Raw genomic sequence first — 15968 nt, 5'->3', positions numbered from 1 at the left:
GGCGACGGAGCTCCCCGGTGAGCAGACAGAATGGGTCGATGGAAGAGTACGCGCGATGATGTCGCCACGAGCGACCATCGAAGAGGTGGCGTCGGCGGCCGGCGTCTCACGGTCGACGGTGTCGAGGGTCGTGAACGGCTCGACGGCGGTGAGTCCCGAGGCCCTCGCCGCCGTGCGTGCCGCGATCGACGAGCTGAACTACGTCCCGAACCGTGCCGCGCGCTCGCTGGCCTCTCGGCAGACGCACGCGATCGCGCTGATCGTGCCCGAGGACACCACCCGCTTCTTCGGCGACCCGTTCTTCGCTGAGATCGTCGCCGGCATCACCGGGGCGCTCGGGGGCTCGGACTACCTGCTCAACCTGCTCATCGCCAGCGACGACCCCGGCGACAAGATGACCAGCTTCGTCCGGAACGGCGGTGTCGACGGCGCCCTGATCGTGTCGCATCACACCAGCGATGCGTTCATCGACCGGATCGCGGATGCCGTGCCTGTCGTCTACGGCGGGCGACCGGTGCGTCGCAACGAGACGGACTACGTCGTCGACGTCGACAACGTCGCCGGGGCGAAGACCGCGACGCGCAGGCTGGTCGACATCGGCCGGACCCGGATCGCGACGATCTGCGGCACGCCGACCATGGTGTCATCGATCGATCGCGTCAACGGATTCCGGAGCGCGCTCGCGGATGCGGGTCTGCAGCCTTTCGCCGAGGATGCCGGCGACTACAGCGAGACCAGCGGCACCGAAGCGATGCGCCGCATCCTCTCCGGGGGAACGCCGGATGCCGTCTTCGTCGCGAGCGACCTCATGGCTCGAGGGGCGCTGACGGCCCTGCGCTCGGCGGGGTTGCGCGTGCCGGAAGACGTTGCTCTCGTCGGCTTCGACGACTCTTCCGTCGCGGTCTCGACCGATCCGCAGCTCACCACGATGCGTCAGCCGATGTACGCGCAGGGCGAGGCGATGGCCGGCGTGCTGCTGGCGCGGCTCGCGGGCGAGGATCCGGTGAACACGACGATCCTGCCCACCGAGCTCGTGGTGCGCGCCTCGGCCTAGCGAGCAGAAGTTCGCGGCACGAGCGAGGTCAGCACGGCTGCGGACCTGGCGCCCCCTCCTGGCCAGGTCCGCAACCGTGGGTCTATGGGTCAGCCGCCCAGCGTGCGCAGGATGTCGCCGCCGAACAGGGAGAAGGCCGTGACTCCGGCCGAGAGCAGCAGCACGCCGGCGGTTCCGGCGACGGCGAGGACGGAGACGCCGCGGCCGCCCAGCCGCTGACCGCGCAGCCCGACGGAGACTCCGGCCCGGGCGGCGATCTCGCCGGCATCGTCGTCGCGGTACAGCTCGGTGCGGGCGGAGAATCGGCGGTGGAACTCCTCGGCCAGGGTGAGCACCGCGGCCATCGTCTGTGCACGGTCGAAGCGGGTGCTCGGCGGCAGATAGACGTAGAGCCGGTCGGAGACGAGTTCGATCTCGGCACCCGACCCGAGGTCGAGCACGCGCGCCATCAGGTCGGGTGTGAAGATGTAGAGCGCATCCTGCTGGTAGCCCTCGGGAACGATCAGCCGGAACGTCCGGGCGAAGTCCCCTTCGAGGTCCATCCGCGCCGCTCCCCGGCCCAGGCCCAGAGTCGGGATGATGCTGCGGCGGCGGTTGGCGAGCACGATGTGCGGCACCGACGACGGCAGCGGCAGCTCGACGAAGGCGAAGGGCCGCTGCACCGTCGCGCGTTCCTGCCCGCGCGACACCGAATGGTGGATGCCGAGCTCGAACGGCATCCGCTCGTCGTCGCACGCGACGACCGCTCGCTCCTGTCCGCGCAGCACCCGCGTGAACGCGGCGCCGGGGCGGCGGGTGTGCTCGAGCGCGTCGGCGTAGGCCCACCCGTTCTGCCAGGCGAAGGCGGCGACCTTGACGCGCCGACTGAGCCCGACGGCGTACCAGACGAACCCGACCGCGGCCAGCACGGTGTAGCCGATCACGAACACCCCGAGGATCGGTGCGACCGCGAGGATGTCGCTGCGCCCCAGCACCCACAGGCCGATCAGCATCGCCGCCGCGAACAGCAGCACGGCGATGAGGATCGCCAGGAAGCGCTTGTGCGGCGGGATACGGCAGATGCGCTCGTAGGCGAGGATGTCCCGGAATCCGGCGCTGCGTCGCAGCGGTTCCAGATCGACGGTCAGCGCCTCCATGGCAGGGTCGCCCACGGGCCGTTGCGCTTCTCGGTCGCGGCGGCCTTGAAGTCGGACCAGCCGTCGCCGAACTTCTCGAACGACTTCTCGTCGACGCTGCCGTCGCTCCCGTGCATGACGCGGCCGGCGATGTAGCTGAGGCCGAAGTCGGCCCACGAGGCGAATGCCGGGCGGGCGTCGGCGTTGATCCGGTGGATGATGGACCGCGCTTCGGCGACATCGCCGTGCCCGAGTCCGACACCCCACGTGGTCATGGCCACCGCCTGGCCGATGGCGTAGCCGTCGAGTGTGCGTACGAACAGGCCGGGGGTGACGATGTCCTTCCCGACGCGCTTGCGCACCTCGGACTCGATGTACTCGATCGCGGTGACGAAGGTGCGGGCGTCGCGCTTGTCGCCGCCCTCCTCGACGATCGCGGCCAGCCACTCCTTCGCCTTCGGTGCGCGGCTGAGGCGCTCGGCGAGGGCGGTGCGGACAGCGAGATACAGCGTCCACATCTCACGACGACGACGATCGGTGGTGAGGCGCTCGATGTTGTCGAGCCAGTCCTGGCGCGAGTGCACGCCCCACTGGTCGACGAGCACCGATTTCTCGCGAGCGCCGAGGCCCGAGGCGGTCGGGTCGTTCCACGGGCCCGACGGCAGGTTGGTGATCTGGAGGAAGCCGAGCGCGATCTCATTCGCCTCGGTGTCGGTCGTGGAGAACTCCTCCGAGGGCTTCACCTTGGCGTCGGGGAGGATCCACACGATGAGGAAGAAGAGCACGATGACGCCGACGATCGTCCACACCCACCACTGCCCGATGAGCCACTGGACGATCGAGCCGAGGTCGTTGAAGTCGACGCGCGCGACAGGGTGCATTTCTACTCCTGGGGAGGGCTGGATCCGTCTTCGCCCATAGATTGAACGACTATTCAGTGAGTAATCTATACGGCGGGGGGACTGTTCCGGAAGACATCGGCGAAACGCAGGAGGTGGATGCCGCATGGCCCGCTCCGACGCCCGTCACCGCCTCGCCCGCGAGCGCGCCCGGGAGGCCCTCCTGCAGGCGGCCATCGAAGTCTTCAGTGAACGCGGAGTGGCGGGATCCAGCATCGCCGAGATCACGCAGAGGGCCGGCAACGCACAGGGCCTCGTGAACTACCACTTCGGCGGCAAGGACCAGCTCGTCGCCGCCGTCATCGATCGATGGTTCGAGACCGTGCTCGGCTTCGCGCAGGTCGACGGGACGCCCGATGAGGCGCTCGCCGCGGTGATCGACGGCGCGCTGACGGCGACCGCCTATGCGCTACCGCTGCAGCGCGCGGTGCTGGCGATGCAGCAGCAGCCCGCCACCCACCGGCTCTTCGCCGAATCGGAGGCCCGGCACGAGGACGCGGCGAAGGCGGCGGAGGATGCCGTGCGGGAGCTCTTCCGGGCCAGGGGCGCCGCCGATCCGGCGCTGGAGGAGATCATGCTGCGGAGCACCCTCGAGGGCATCTTCGTGAAGTTCGCGGTCTTCGGCGCCACCTATCCGCTGGAGGATGCCCGCCGATGGATGCATCAGCGGTACGGACTGCCGGAGCCGACAACGCCGATCGCTCCGCCCGTGCGACTCCATGACGGCGAACGGCGTCCGCGAGCGACGGGGATACTGGACTCGGGAGCGTGATCGCATGGTTTCGATCGACCTGAACTCGGACCTCGGCGAGAACGTCGTCGACCGGGTCGTGAGCGACGACGAGAGCATGCTGCGCCTCATCACAAGCGCGAACGTGTCGTGCGGCTTCCATGCCGGCAGCCCCGAGGGCATCCGCGACACTCTCGCCGCGGCCGTGCAGGGCGGCGTCGTGATCGGCGCGCACCCCGGCTACCGCGACTACGAGAACTTCGGTCGCACGAAGGTCGACATCGACTCGGCGACGCTGCAGGCGCACGTCGAGTATCAGCTCGGCGCGCTCATCGGCCTCGCTCGGGCGGTCGGCGGACGGGTGGCGTACGTCAAGCCGCACGGCGCGCTGTACAACACGATCGCGCGCGATGAGCGGCAGTCGAAGGACGTCGTGGCGGCGATCCGCGCGATCGACCCGAGCCTCGTGCTGCTGGGCCTCTCCGGAGGTGTCGTGCTCGAGGTGGCAGAGCGGGCCGGGCTCGCCGTCGCCGCGGAGGCCTTCGCGGACCGCGCCTATCAGCCGAACGGACAGCTCCTCTCGCGCACCGAGCCGGGTGCAGTGCTGCACGACCCCGCGGCGGTCGCCGAGCGCATGGTGCGGCTCGCCTCCGACGGCGTGATCCGAGCGATCGACGGGACCGACGTGCCGGTCGTCGCGCAGTCGATCTGCGTGCACGGCGACAGCCCCGGTTCGGTGGCCATGGCGGCGGAGACCCGGCGGATGCTGGAGGGCGCGGGCATCACGATCGCCCCGTTCGCGGGGGCGTGATGACGGCGTGCTCTGACTGATGCGCATCCTCACGGCATCCGATCGCGCGCTCCTCGTCGAGGCGGCCGACCTCGACGAGGCGATGCGCCTGAATCTCGCATGGGAAGGGGTCGCCGGCATCGTCGAGCGCGTCCCCGGCGCACGCACGGTGCTCGTGCGCTTCGATCCGTTGCAGGTCTCCGCCGCCGACCTCACCGCGGTTCTCTCGGCGACGGAAGTCGCCCCCGGGCCGCCGCCGGTCGCCGGCCGGGTCACAGTGCCCGTGCACTACGACGGCGAGGACCTCGACGAGGCAGCGTCCCTGCTCGGCGTCTCGGCCGAGAGCTTGGTGAGCCGGCACCTCGCCGCCGACTGGCGCGTCGCGTTCTCGGGCTTCGCTCCCGGATTCGGCTACGTCGTCAGCAGCGATCCCCTGTTCGAGGTGCCGCGCCGCTCGTCGCCGCGTACGCGCGTGCCCGCGGGGTCCGTCGCACTCGCCGGACAGTTCACCGGGGTGTATCCCCGCGAGAGCCCGGGCGGCTGGCAGCTCATCGGCCGCACGGATGCCGTGATGTGGGACATCGACCGAGACCCGCCTGCCCTGCTGTCACCCGGCACGGCCGTGCGGTTCGAGCGGGTGCGTGAACAGGTGCGGCTGTCGGAGGACGGAGACCATCGCGAGCAGTCGCGGGGTGTCAACGGCCGCCATGCCGCGGGGGAGACGGATGCTCCCGCTTTCTCCGCCGAGGTTGTCATGCCCGCAGTCGAGGTGGTGCGCCCGTCGCTGCAACTGCTGGTGCAGGATGCCGGGCGCCCGGGCTACGCGGCGCTCGGGGTCTCGGCAGCCGGAGCGGCCGACCGCCGGGCGATGCGCGACGCGAACCGCGCGGTGGGCAATGCGACCACGGCCGCGGTGCTCGAGAGCGTCGGGGGTGCGGTGCTGCGATTCCACGGCGCAGGTGTCGCCGCGGTCACGGGGGCGATCGGGGCGCTCACCCTCACCGATGTCGGCGGGGCCGTTCGCAGCGTCGTACACGGAGCTCCTTTCGCCACGGCCGAGGGCGACGAGCTGATCATCGGGCATCCGGAGCGCGGGTTGCGTCACGTCATCGCCGTGCGGGGCGGGATCGATGCGGAGACTGTCCTCGGGAGCCGGTCCGCCGACACGCTCGCCGGACTGGGTCCGCAGCACCTCGTGGCGGGGGCGGTGATGCGGATCGCGGGCGCCGCGCCGGATCCCGTCGAGCCCGATGCTGTACTCCGCGACCTCCCTGCCCCCGGCGAGCTCGTCGAGCTCGAGATCACTCTCGGGCCCCGGGACGACTGGTTCACGGCGGTAGCGCGCGACACGCTCACCCACCAGGAGTGGACCGTCACCCCGCGTGCCGATCGCGTCGGCATCCGCCTTCAGGGCGATGTGCCGCTGGAGCGGTCGGTCGGCGGGGAGCTGCCGAGCGAAGGAGCGGTCACCGGTGCGATTCAGGTGCCGCCCGACGGGCAGCCGATGCTGTTCCTCCCCGATCACCCCCTCACGGGTGGTTACCCGATCATCGGTGCGCTCACCGATCGGAGCCTCGATCTCGCAGGTCAGCTGGCGCCGGGCGTGCGCCTCCGGTTCGTCGTCAAGGACTCCGCGGTCTGACTAGGCGGGGTCTCCGCCCAGCGGACCGACGGGCTCGAGCGGCTTCGGGTCGTCGGCGCCGGTCTTGCGCGCCCGGGCGATCGCGTTGCCCACGTGGTAGATCAGGAGTGCGGCGACCGTGCCGAGCACGATGCCGCCGAACGCGAAGTCGCCGAGCTGCATCGAGAACCCGGCGATGCCGATCACGAGCGAGACCGCGGCGGTGTACTGGTTGACCGGACGCGAGAAGTCGACGCGGCTGTCGACCCAGATCTTGATGCCGATGATGCCGATCAGGCCGTAGAGCGCGGTGGTCGCGCCGCCGAGCACGCCGGCGGGGATCGAGTTGAACACCTCGCCGACCTTCGGCGAGAACGCGAGCAGGATCGCGAAGAGACCGGCGACCCAGTAGACCGCGGTCGAGTAGACGCGGGTCGCGGCCATGACGCCGATGTTCTCGCCGTACGTCGTGGTGCCCGAACCGCCGAAGCCACCGGCGATGGTCGTGGCCACACCATCGGCGATGAGTGCGCGACCCGTGTGCTTGTTGATCTCGGGGTCCTCGGTCATCGTCGCGACGCCGCGCACGTGCCCGACGTTCTCGGCGACGAGCACGAGCACGACGGGGAGGAACATCGCGATCGTCGACCAGGTGCCCGGCTCGACGAAGTTCGGGAAGTCGAAGTGCGGCAGACCGACCCAGGGCGCATCCGAGATCAGCTCGGCGGGCGTCTTGCCGCCGCGCAGTTCGTTCGGGACCGAGAAGGAGCCCGTGAGGGCGGCGTAGACGAAGCCGACTGCGACGCCGAGGAAGATCGAGATGCGGCCGAGGAACCCGCGGAACAGCACCGCGAACACGATGATCGCGACGAGTGTGATGGTGGCGGTGACCGGGTCGATCTTGAAGTTGTTCCAGGCGGTCGGGGCGAGGTTGAACCCGATGAGCGCGACGATGGCACCGGCGACGACCGGGGGCATCAGCGCGTCCACCCAGCGGAGGCCGGCGAATTGCACGACCAGGCCGACGACGGTCAGCAGGATGCCGACGGCGACCACTCCGGCGAGAGCCGAACCCGTGCCGCCCGCGGCGACGGCCGCCGTGATCGGGGCGATGAACGCGAACGAGGAGCCGAGGTAGCTGGGCAGCCGGTTCTTCGTGATCAGCAGGAAGATCAGGGTGCCGAGACCGCTGAAGAGCAGCGTGGTCGACACCGGGAAGCCGGTCAGCGTGGGAACCAGGAACGTCGCCCCGAACATGGCGACGACGTGCTGAGCGCCGATCGCGATGGTCGCCGGCCAGTTCAGCCGCTCTTCGGGCGTGACGACGGCGCCGGCCTCGACCGTGCGGCCGTTTCCATGCAGCTTCCACAGGGCCATGGGGCTCCTCAGGTTCGGGGGTGTCGCTCGGGGGATCGCGACAGCGCTGGAGCCACACTACCGATTCCTGAGTGTTGGCTGGATGCCTTCTACCAGGGTAGACGTCGAGGGTAGAATGGTAGACATGAGCCTCAACATCAAGAACGAGACGACGCATGCGCTCGTGCGTCAGCTGGCCGAGCTCACCGGACAGAGTCAGACGAGTGCCGTCGAGGATGCTGTACGTCGGCGGATCGCCGAGCTCGAGGGGGCGAAGGAGGCAGAGGTCGAGCGCAAGCGTGCGGCTATCCGTGCGGTTGTCGAAGAGGCTCGAAAGCTCCCGGTCATCGGGCCGAGCTACGAAGAGATCATGGACGAGATGTACGACGAAGCCGGGCTTCCGCGGTGATCGTCGACTCGTCAGCGGTTGTCGCCATCCTGATCGACGAGACGGATGGTCCCGATCTCGAACGCACTTTGCTCGCAGACCCTGCGCCCGTCATGTCGGCAGCGACCCTGCTCGAATCACATATCGTCATGCGACGGCGCTTCGGGGAGGTGGGGGTTTCCAAGGTCGACCGCCTCGTTCGCGAAGCAGGCATCCGTGTCGTGATGGTCGATGAAGTCCAGGCCCGGGCCGCCAGCCGCGGTCACGCGGCTTTCGGTCGCGGCTCCAAGCATCCGGCCCGCCTGAACTACGGCGACTGCTTCTCGTATGCGCTCGCGATCACCCGCGACGAGCCGCTGCTCTTCAAGGGCGACGACTTCGTCCACACCGACGTACGCCGCGTGCCTTCCGGTCGTTGAGCGAGCGGAGCGAGACGAAACGTCACGCCCCGAGGCGCGCGATCAGCTCGCGGTAGCGGTCGGCGGTGCGCTCGACGATGTCGTCGGGCAGCAGCGGCGGCTCGCCCTGCTTGTCCCAATTCGACGCGAGCCAGTCGCGCACGATCTGCTTGTCGAAGCTCGCCATCCGCTCGCTCGGGGTGACGCCGGTGTTCCACGCCTCGGCATCCCAGTACCGCGACGAGTCGCTCGTGAGCACCTCGTCGGCCAGCCGCAGCACGCCATCGGCATCCGTCCCGAACTCGAACTTGGTGTCGGCGAGGATCAGCCCCTTCTCCTCGGCGATCGCCGCGGCGCGGGTGTAGAGCGCCAGCGACACGTCGCGCAGTTCGGCCGCGCGCTCGGCGCCGACCAACTCGATGGTCTTCTCGAAGGTGATGTTCTCGTCGTGCTCGCCCATCGGCGCCTTGTAGGCCGGGGTGAACAGCGGTTCCGGCAGTCGGTCGCCGTTCTCGAGACCGGCGGGCAGCGGGATGCCGCAGACGGTGCCGCTCTCCTGGTACTCCACCCAGCCGCTGCCGGTGATGTAGCCGCGCACGACGCATTCGACGGGCAGCATCTCGAGTGACTGCGCGAGCATGGCGTGGTCCGCGACGGCATCCGGGATCTCGCCCTCGGCGATGTGGTTGGGCACATCGTCGAGCTGCGCGAACCACCAGCGGCTGAGGCGCGTGAGCAGCGCGCCCTTCTCGGGGATGCCGGGGGAGAGCACGAAATCGAACGCGCTCACGCGGTCCGAGGCGACGACGAGGATGCGCGTGTCCTCGGCGTCCTCCGACGCGTACAGATCGCGGACCTTGCCGGAGTAGAGGTGCCGCCAGCCGGGAATGGGGCGTGCCGTGCCTTCTGAAGGTGTGCTCACCCGCCCCATCATTCCAGAGCGCACGAGTGGCCTTGGTCCCCGAGTCGATCCGGGTGTATAGTCCACGTGGACTAATCGAGGTGGAACAATGACAAAGGATGCCGTCGACCGGCTCACGCCCATGGGGGTGATGGTGCTCGCGCTGCTGCGCGAAGCCGACATGCACCCCTACGAGATGGCACGCCTGCTGCGCGTGCGCCACGACGACCGCCTGCTCACGATCACCAACGGCACGCTCTACCACACGGTTTCCCGGCTCCAGCGGGAGGGGCTGATCGACGAGGTCGGCATCGACCGCGAAGGCAACCGTCCCGAGCGCACGACCTACACGCTCACGGATGCCGGACGCGACGCCGTCGTCGCGTGGGTGCGCCGAGAGATCGCGCGGATCGATCGCCCCGCCGAGTTCCGCATCGCCCTCGCGGAGTCGCACAACCTCGAGCGCTCCGAGGTCATCGACCTTCTGCGGGCCCGCCGCTCGGGCTTGAGCGATGATCTCGCGGCGCACAGCGACAGTTTGCGCAAGGCCGCCGACAAGGGAGTCCCGGCACAGGTGCTCGTCGAGGTGGAGCGACAGGAAGCGCTCCTCGACGCCGAGATCCGCTGGCTCGACTCCCTCCTCACCCGTCTCGAAGCCGAAAGCATCCTCTGGGGTCCTTCGGCTTTCACCGACTCAGACCGCTACCTCGCTCAGCGAAAGGCTGCACAGTTATGACCGATTCCACCAAGGCCGCGAGCCCCGAGACGGGGCCGTTCGCGGCCGGCAACGCGCCGAAGAGCCCCTGGCCCGCCCTGTGGGCGCTCGTCATCGGGTTCTTCATGATCCTCGTCGACACCACGATCGTCTCGGTCGCGAACCCCGCGATCAAGGCCGCGCTCGACCCGGACACCAACAATCTCGACAACGTGGTGTGGGTCACGAGTGCCTATCTGCTCGCCTACGCGGTTCCGCTGCTGATCACCGGACGTCTGGGTGACCGCTTCGGACCGAAGAACATCTACCTGATCGGTCTCGCGGTCTTCACGCTCGCCTCGCTGTGGTGCGGCCTGTCGAACTCGCTCGAGGGCCTGATCGCCGCCCGTGCGGTGCAGGGTCTCGGTGCGGCCTTCATGACGCCGCAGACGATGGCGGTCATCACCCGCACCTTCCCCGCCGACCGCCGGGGTGCGGCCATGGGGCTGTGGGGCGCGACCGCCGGTGTGGCGACCCTCGTCGGCCCGCTGGCCGGCGGCCTGCTGGTCGACGGCTTCGGCTGGCAGTGGATCTTCTTCGTGAACCTCCCGGTCGGCGTGATCGCCTTCATCGCCGCGTGGATCCTCGTGCCGCGCCTCAAGACGCACCCGCACCGCTTCGACATCCTCGGCGTCGTGCTGAGTGCGGCCGCGATCTTCCTCCTGGTCTTCGGCCTGCAGGAGGGCGAGAAGTACGACTGGGGCGTCATCTGGGGTCCGATCTCGGTCTGGGGCCTGATCATCGCCGGCATCGTCGTCCTCGGCCTGTTCGTGCTGCAGCAGTGGAAGACGAAGAGCGAGGCGCTCGTGCCGCTCGCGCTGTTCCGCGACCGCAACTTCTCCGGCGCGAACATCGCGATCGCGACGGTCGGGTTCGCCGTGACGAGCATGTCGCTGCCGCTGATGTTCTTCCTGCAGATCGCCCGAGGGCTCACGCCCACGCAGGCTGCGCTGCTGATGATCCCGATGGCCGTGTTCTCGGGTGTGCTCGCCCCGCTCGCGGGCAAGATCCTCGACCGCACCGACCCGCGGGTGATCCTCATCCCCGGTCTCATCGCGTTCGGCGCAGCGCTCGTCTGGTACTCGTCGCTGGTGAACATGGACAGCGAGATCTGGATGTTCCTGTTCCCGTCCGCCCTCCTCGGCATCGGCAGCGCCGGCATGTGGGGGCCGCTCGCGACGACGGCCACGCGGATGCTCCCGATGCGCCAGGCCGGCGCCGGTGCGGGCATCTACAACACCACCCGCACCATCGGCTCGGTGGTCGGCTCGGCGGCGATCGCGACCTTCATGCAGGCACGCCTCGAGGCCAACCTCCCCGGAATGGGTGACGCCGCAGGCTCGATCGGCTCCGGCGGGAAGCTGCCGGATGCCGTCGCCGAGGGCTTCGCGGCCGGGATGTCGCAGGCCATCCTGCTGCCGGCCTGCGTGATCGTGATCGGACTCGTCGCCTCGCTGTTCCTCCGTGGGGCGCCGCAGCAGAGGTCCGCGAAGGTCGACGCGCCGGCATCCGTTCCCGTCGAGTAGTTCCCGTCGCGAAAACGCACCCATCCGGTCGCCCGATTGGTGCGTTTCCGCGACCGGAGCCGCCGGGTCCGTGACCTCGGCGCGGACCATCGAGCGAGCAGGCGGCGTGCTGCAGGACGTGAGCGATCAGACGGAGCGCGGCCACGCCCTGCTCCGCCGGTACTGGATCACCCTGTAGGGCTCGTCCGTCCGGCGCGGGAGCGCGGTGTGAAAGGCGGCCCGTTAGGGTGGATGCTCGGCGGCTGTCCGGTCGCATCATCCGATCCCGAGGAGCACCCGTCGTGATCCGCACCCCCTCCGCGCGCCTGCGCCGGTTCGGCCGAACCGCCGGCGCGACGGCACTGACCGCCTTCGTCACCCTCGGCGCGCTGCTCGGCGGAGCATCCGCTGCCGTCGCCGCCGACGACACCGAGTCGTACATCATCGGCACCGACACCACCTTCGCGCCGTTCGAGTTCACCGACGAGAACGGCGACCTCGTCGGCATCGACATGGACCTGCTCCGCGCGATCGCCGAGGATCAGGGCTTCGAGGTCGAGGTCCGTCAGCTCGGGTTCGACGCCGCCCTGCAGGCGCTGCAGTCGAACCAGGTCGACGCGGTCATGGCCGGCATGTCGATCACCGACGAGCGCAAGCAGACCTTCGACTTCAGCGATCCGTACTTCACCAGCGGCATCCAGCTCGGCGTTCTCGAGGCCAGCGACATCGAATCGCTCGACGACCTCGACGGCAAGACGGTCGCGGTGAAGACCGGCACCCAGGGTCAGACCTTCGCCGAGGAGAACGAAGACGAATACGGCTTCAAGATCACGCCGTACTCCGACACGACCGACATGGTGGATGCCGTCAAGGCGGGCCAGGCCGTCGGCTACTTCGAGGACTTCCCGGTGCTGGCCTACGGCATCCAGCAGGGTTCCGGGTTCCGTCTGATCGGCGACCCGGAGCTCGGCGGCGAGTACGGGTTCGCGGTCAACAAGGGCATGAACCCCGAGCTGATCGAGATGTTCAACGAGGGGCTCGCGAACCTGCAGGAATCCGGCGAGTACGACGAGATCGTCGACACGTACCTGAGCACCGGCGAGGCATCCACGCAGCCGACCGACATCATCTCGGTGGCCGTGAAGTACTCGCCGGCCCTGATGAGCGGCCTGTGGCTGACGATCCTCGCGACGCTCGTCGCGCTGGTGGCCTCGTTCATCCTCGGCATCGTGTTCGGCTTCGGCCGCATCTCGAAGTTCCTGCCGTTCCGCTGGCTCGCGACCGCGTACGTGTTCGTGTTCCGCGGCACCCCGATCCTGGTGCAGGCGTTCTTCGTGTTCTTCGCGGTGCCGCAGCTGTTCCCCGGACTCCAGTTCAACCCATTCGTGGCGGGTGCGATCACGCTGTCGCTCAACACGGGTGCGTACATGACCGAGATCATCCGCGGCGGCATCCAGGCGGTCGATCCGGGCCAGAACGAGGCGTCGCGCTCGCTCGGCCTCGGCCACTGGAAGACCATGCAGAAGGTCGTGCTGCCGCAGGCGTTCCGCATCATGATCCCGTCGTTCGTGAACCAAGGCATCATCACCCTCAAGGACACGTCGCTGATCAGCGTCATCGGTCTCGCGGAGCTCACGTTCCAGTCGCGTCAGATCATCGCCTCGACGTACCTGTCGGCGCAGGTGCTGACGATCGTCGCCATCATCTACTTCGTCGTGATCACGCTGCTGACGCTGCTCGCGAACCGCCTGGAGAGGAAGTTCAACGCATGAGCAAGATCGACGTGCAGAACCTGCACAAGTCCTTCGGCAGCAACGAGGTGCTCAAGGGCATCGACCTCACGGTGGAGGACGGCGAGGTCGTCGCGGTCATCGGTCCCTCGGGATCCGGCAAGTCGACCCTGCTGCGCTGCCTCAACAAGCTCGAGGAGCCCACCTCGGGCAAGGTCGTCATCGACGGCGTCGACCTCACCGACAAGAGTGTGAAGCTCGACGAGGTGCGCCAGCGCATCGGCATGGTGTTCCAGCACTTCAACCTCTTCCCGCACATGACGGTGGTCGAGAACATCACGCTCGCGCCGATCGAGCTCGGGCGCCTGTCGAAGGCCAAGGCGCGGGAGCGGGCGCTGGCGCTGCTCGAGCGCGTCGGGCTCACGGAGAAGGCCGATGCGAAGCCGGCATCCCTCTCCGGTGGTCAGAAGCAGCGCGTGGCGATCGCCCGTGCACTCGCGATGGACCCCGAGATCATGCTCTTCGACGAGGCCACCAGCGCGCTCGACCCCGAGATGGTCGGCGAGGTGCTGCAGGTCATCCGCGACCTCGCCTCCGGCGGCATGACGATGGTGCTGGTGACGCACGAGATGGGCTTCGCCCGCGAGGTCTCGGGTCGCACGGTCTTCATGGACGGCGGCGTCGTGGTGGAGGAGGCTCCGCCCGCCGAGCTGTTCGGTGCCCCGAAGAACGAGCGCCTGAAGGACTTCCTCTCGAAGGTGCTCTGAGCGCGCCCCGCTCCTCTTGCCGACCCGCCCCTTTTCGTGCGAGCCGCCCCTTTGAGTGCGTACTCAAAGGGGCGGCTCGGGCATAAGGGGGCGGGTCGACTTGCGTGCGGGGCGACGGGGGTTAGTCGGCGAGGGGCTGCGCGGGCGCGATGGAGGAGTCGGATGCTGACGCGCGAGGTGCATGCCGGCGGATGGTCGCGCTGACCAGGGCCGCGACGGCGCACAACCCTGCCGCGGCGAACCAGGCGAAGGTGTACTGGCCGGTGTGGTCGCGGATGATTCCGGCGAGGATCGAGGCGATGCCGGCACCGATCTGGTGCGCGGCGAAGACCCAGCCGAACACGAGCGGACCCTTCGACCCGAACACCTCGCGGCAGAGCGCGATCGTCGGCGGCACGGTCGCCACCCAGTCGAGCCCGTAGATCACGATGAACACCACGATGCTCGGCTGCACCTCGGCAGACAGCAGGCTCGGGAGGAACAGCAGGCTCACTCCGCGCAGCGCGTAGTACGCGGCGAGCAGGATGCGCGGATTCACACGGTCGGTCAGCCAGCCCGAGAACACCGTGCCGACGATGTCGAAGATGCCGACGACCGCGAGCAGACCGGCCGCGGTGGTGGTCGCCATCCCGTGGTCGTGCGCGCTCGGGATGAAGTGCGTGCCGATGAGGCCGTTGGTGGTCGCGCCGCAGATCGCGAACCCGATGGCCAGGGCCCAGAACGTGCGGGTGCGGGCGGCTTCGCGCAGCGTGGTCAGGGCGAGCTTCGCCGCGCCCCAGGCAGTGCCGCGCGGTGCGGGTTTCGCTGCCGCGTACGGCTCGGTCTCGCCGTAGCGGGTGACGCCGAGGTCGCTCGGCCGGTTGCGCAGGAAGATCCAGACGAGGGGTGCGACCGCGAGTGCGCCGCCGGCGATGATGAAGGATGCTCCGCGCCAGCCGATGTCTTCGGCCGCGGTCGCGATCACCGGCAGGAAGATGAGCTGGCCGGTGGCGCTGCCCGCGGTGAGCACACCCGAGACGAGACCCCGGCGGGTAGCGAACCACGTGTCGGTGATGGTCGCGGCGAAGACGAGGGCCATGGATCCGGTCCCGAGCCCGATCAGGACGCCCCAGGTGAGGATCAGCTGCCCCGGCGTCGCGACCAGCACGCTGAGTGCGGCGCCCGCGCCGATCACGAACAGTGCGACCACCGTCACCGCTCGGATGCCGAATCGCTGCATCAGTGCGGCGGCGAACGGCGCGATCAGGCCGTAGAGCAGGAGGTTGATCGAGACGGCGAGCGAGAGATCCGCGGTCGTCCAGCCGAACTCCTCCTGCAGCGGCACCATCAGCACACCGGGGGCCGCACGGAATCCGGCCGCGCCGATGAGGGCGATCAGGGCGACGAGCGCGACGGTCCACGCCGGGTGGAGGCGGCGGGGCCGTGCGGCGGGCGTGCGGGTGGGCTCGTCCACGGACTCGGCGGTCACGCGCGGGCTCCCGCGCCGGTTCCGGCTCCGACTGAGGCGAGGTCGAAGGGAGTTCCGCCCATGCTGCGCCTGGTCCAGCGGGTGCTGTCGACATCGAGCGGGGCCGAGCAGTGCGCACACCAATCGACGGATGCCGCGGCCTCCCCGCACCGCCCGCAGGACACGCTCAGCCCGTAGTCGTCGTCGGGTTCGGTGACCTTCGAGAACCGCGCGTAGGCATGCAGGATCGGGAGCGTCTCGCTCCCGGCATCCGTCAGGCGATAGCCCGAGCGCGGGTCTTCATCGCGGGTGAGGAGCCCGGCCTCGGTCATGGTCCTGAGCCGTCGGGCCAACACTGAGTCGGCGGCGCCGGTCGCATCCCGCAGCTGGTCGAATCGCGTGCGCCCCGAGAAGAGCTCTCGCAGGATCACCAGTACCCAGGGGTCGGCGAGGACGTCGGCGGAGCGGGCGATCGGGCAGGTCGTCGACGACCAGTCGGAGCGGAGCGGCATC

General features: G+C 69.1%; 16 protein-coding genes. 10 read left to right on the top strand and 6 right to left on the bottom strand.

From position 1 onward, the window contains the following. The first annotated feature begins 58 nt into the window (after window positions 1–58). A complete protein-coding gene (locus tag QFZ21_RS10165; protein WP_307381285.1) occupies window positions 59–1054 on the top strand; it encodes a LacI family DNA-binding transcriptional regulator in 996 nt (331 codons plus the stop codon). 89 nt (window positions 1055–1143) lie between these two features. Here the strand turns inward: QFZ21_RS10165 and QFZ21_RS10160 are convergent, their stop codons facing one another. Together QFZ21_RS10160 and QFZ21_RS10155 are read right to left on the bottom strand one after the other, a co-directional pair. After that, window positions 1144–2205, bottom strand: a complete 1062-nt coding sequence (locus QFZ21_RS10160; protein WP_307377421.1) for a hypothetical protein — start codon at window positions 2203–2205, stop codon at window positions 1144–1146. After that, window positions 2178–3050, bottom strand: coding sequence for a DUF1266 domain-containing protein (locus tag QFZ21_RS10155; protein ID WP_307377418.1), 873 nt, complete (start codon window positions 3048–3050; stop codon window positions 2178–2180). Before QFZ21_RS10155 ends, QFZ21_RS10160 begins: the two co-directional genes overlap by 28 nt. A 124-nt stretch (window positions 3051–3174) precedes the next feature. Between QFZ21_RS10155 and QFZ21_RS10150 the strand changes: the two genes are divergently transcribed. From QFZ21_RS10150 to QFZ21_RS10140, 3 genes are read left to right on the top strand one after another with little or no spacing between them, the layout of a single operon-like run. Next, window positions 3175–3840, top strand: a complete 666-nt coding sequence (locus QFZ21_RS10150; protein ID WP_307377415.1) for a TetR/AcrR family transcriptional regulator — start codon at window positions 3175–3177, stop codon at window positions 3838–3840. Between the two features lie 4 nt (window positions 3841–3844). After that, entirely contained in the window at window positions 3845–4609 is a 765-nt protein-coding gene (locus QFZ21_RS10145) for a LamB/YcsF family protein (RefSeq protein WP_307377413.1), read from the top strand. Between the two features lie 19 nt (window positions 4610–4628). Further along, complete coding sequence (locus QFZ21_RS10140; RefSeq protein WP_307377410.1) at window positions 4629–6230, top strand: urea amidolyase family protein; 1602 nt, start codon at window positions 4629–4631, stop codon at window positions 6228–6230. Here QFZ21_RS10140 and QFZ21_RS10135 read toward each other — a convergent pair whose 3' ends face one another. Further along, a complete protein-coding gene (locus tag QFZ21_RS10135; RefSeq protein WP_307377408.1) occupies window positions 6231–7586 on the bottom strand; it encodes a uracil-xanthine permease family protein in 1356 nt (451 codons plus the stop codon). 124 nt (window positions 7587–7710) lie between these two features. Between QFZ21_RS10135 and QFZ21_RS10130 the strand changes: the two genes are divergently transcribed. Together QFZ21_RS10130 and QFZ21_RS10125 are read left to right on the top strand one after the other, a co-directional pair. Beyond that, window positions 7711–7974: a type II toxin-antitoxin system VapB family antitoxin gene (locus tag QFZ21_RS10130; protein ID WP_307377405.1), complete on the top strand. Its 264-nt coding sequence runs from the start codon at window positions 7711–7713 to the stop codon at window positions 7972–7974. Then, complete coding sequence (locus QFZ21_RS10125; RefSeq protein WP_307377403.1) at window positions 7971–8372, top strand: type II toxin-antitoxin system VapC family toxin; 402 nt, start codon at window positions 7971–7973, stop codon at window positions 8370–8372. The genes QFZ21_RS10130 and QFZ21_RS10125 overlap by 4 nt, the downstream gene beginning before the upstream one ends. A 22-nt stretch (window positions 8373–8394) precedes the next feature. Here QFZ21_RS10125 and QFZ21_RS10120 read toward each other — a convergent pair whose 3' ends face one another. Then, window positions 8395–9282, bottom strand: a complete 888-nt coding sequence (locus tag QFZ21_RS10120; protein WP_307381283.1) for a phosphoribosylaminoimidazolesuccinocarboxamide synthase — start codon at window positions 9280–9282, stop codon at window positions 8395–8397. A 79-nt stretch (window positions 9283–9361) separates the two neighbouring features. Between QFZ21_RS10120 and QFZ21_RS10115 the strand changes: the two genes are divergently transcribed. The 4 genes from QFZ21_RS10115 (at window position 9362) to QFZ21_RS10100 (ending at window position 14008) form a co-directional block, all read left to right on the top strand. Next, the gene (locus tag QFZ21_RS10115; protein ID WP_307377402.1) at window positions 9362–9988 is read left to right on the top strand and encodes a PadR family transcriptional regulator; all 627 of its coding nucleotides are present in this window, start codon (window positions 9362–9364) and stop codon (window positions 9986–9988) included. Next, on the top strand, window positions 9985–11532 hold the full coding sequence (locus QFZ21_RS10110) for a DHA2 family efflux MFS transporter permease subunit (RefSeq protein WP_307377399.1): 1548 nt from the start codon (window positions 9985–9987) through the stop codon (window positions 11530–11532). The genes QFZ21_RS10115 and QFZ21_RS10110 overlap by 4 nt, the downstream gene beginning before the upstream one ends. 281 nt (window positions 11533–11813) lie before the next feature. After that, entirely contained in the window at window positions 11814–13283 is a 1470-nt protein-coding gene (locus tag QFZ21_RS10105) for an amino acid ABC transporter substrate-binding protein/permease (protein ID WP_307377397.1), read from the top strand. Further along, complete coding sequence (locus tag QFZ21_RS10100; protein ID WP_307377394.1) at window positions 13280–14008, top strand: amino acid ABC transporter ATP-binding protein; 729 nt, start codon at window positions 13280–13282, stop codon at window positions 14006–14008. The genes QFZ21_RS10105 and QFZ21_RS10100 overlap by 4 nt, the downstream gene beginning before the upstream one ends. 121 nt (window positions 14009–14129) lie before the next feature. Here QFZ21_RS10100 and QFZ21_RS10095 read toward each other — a convergent pair whose 3' ends face one another. Both QFZ21_RS10095 and QFZ21_RS10090 read right to left on the bottom strand, forming a co-directional pair. Then, window positions 14130–15476, bottom strand: a complete 1347-nt coding sequence (locus QFZ21_RS10095) for an MFS transporter (RefSeq protein ID WP_307377393.1) — start codon at window positions 15474–15476, stop codon at window positions 14130–14132. Beyond that, on the bottom strand, window positions 15473–15967 hold the full coding sequence (locus QFZ21_RS10090; RefSeq protein ID WP_307377392.1) for a helix-turn-helix domain-containing protein: 495 nt from the start codon (window positions 15965–15967) through the stop codon (window positions 15473–15475). The genes QFZ21_RS10095 and QFZ21_RS10090 overlap by 4 nt, the downstream gene beginning before the upstream one ends. Window position 15968 lies beyond the last annotated feature (1 nt).

Origin of the sequence: Microbacterium sp. W4I20 (assembly GCF_030816505.1) — a bacterium.
In the GTDB taxonomy this organism is placed as follows: Bacteria; Actinomycetota; Actinomycetes; order Actinomycetales; family Microbacteriaceae; genus Microbacterium.
This window is presented reverse-complemented; position numbering and strand designations above follow the sequence as displayed.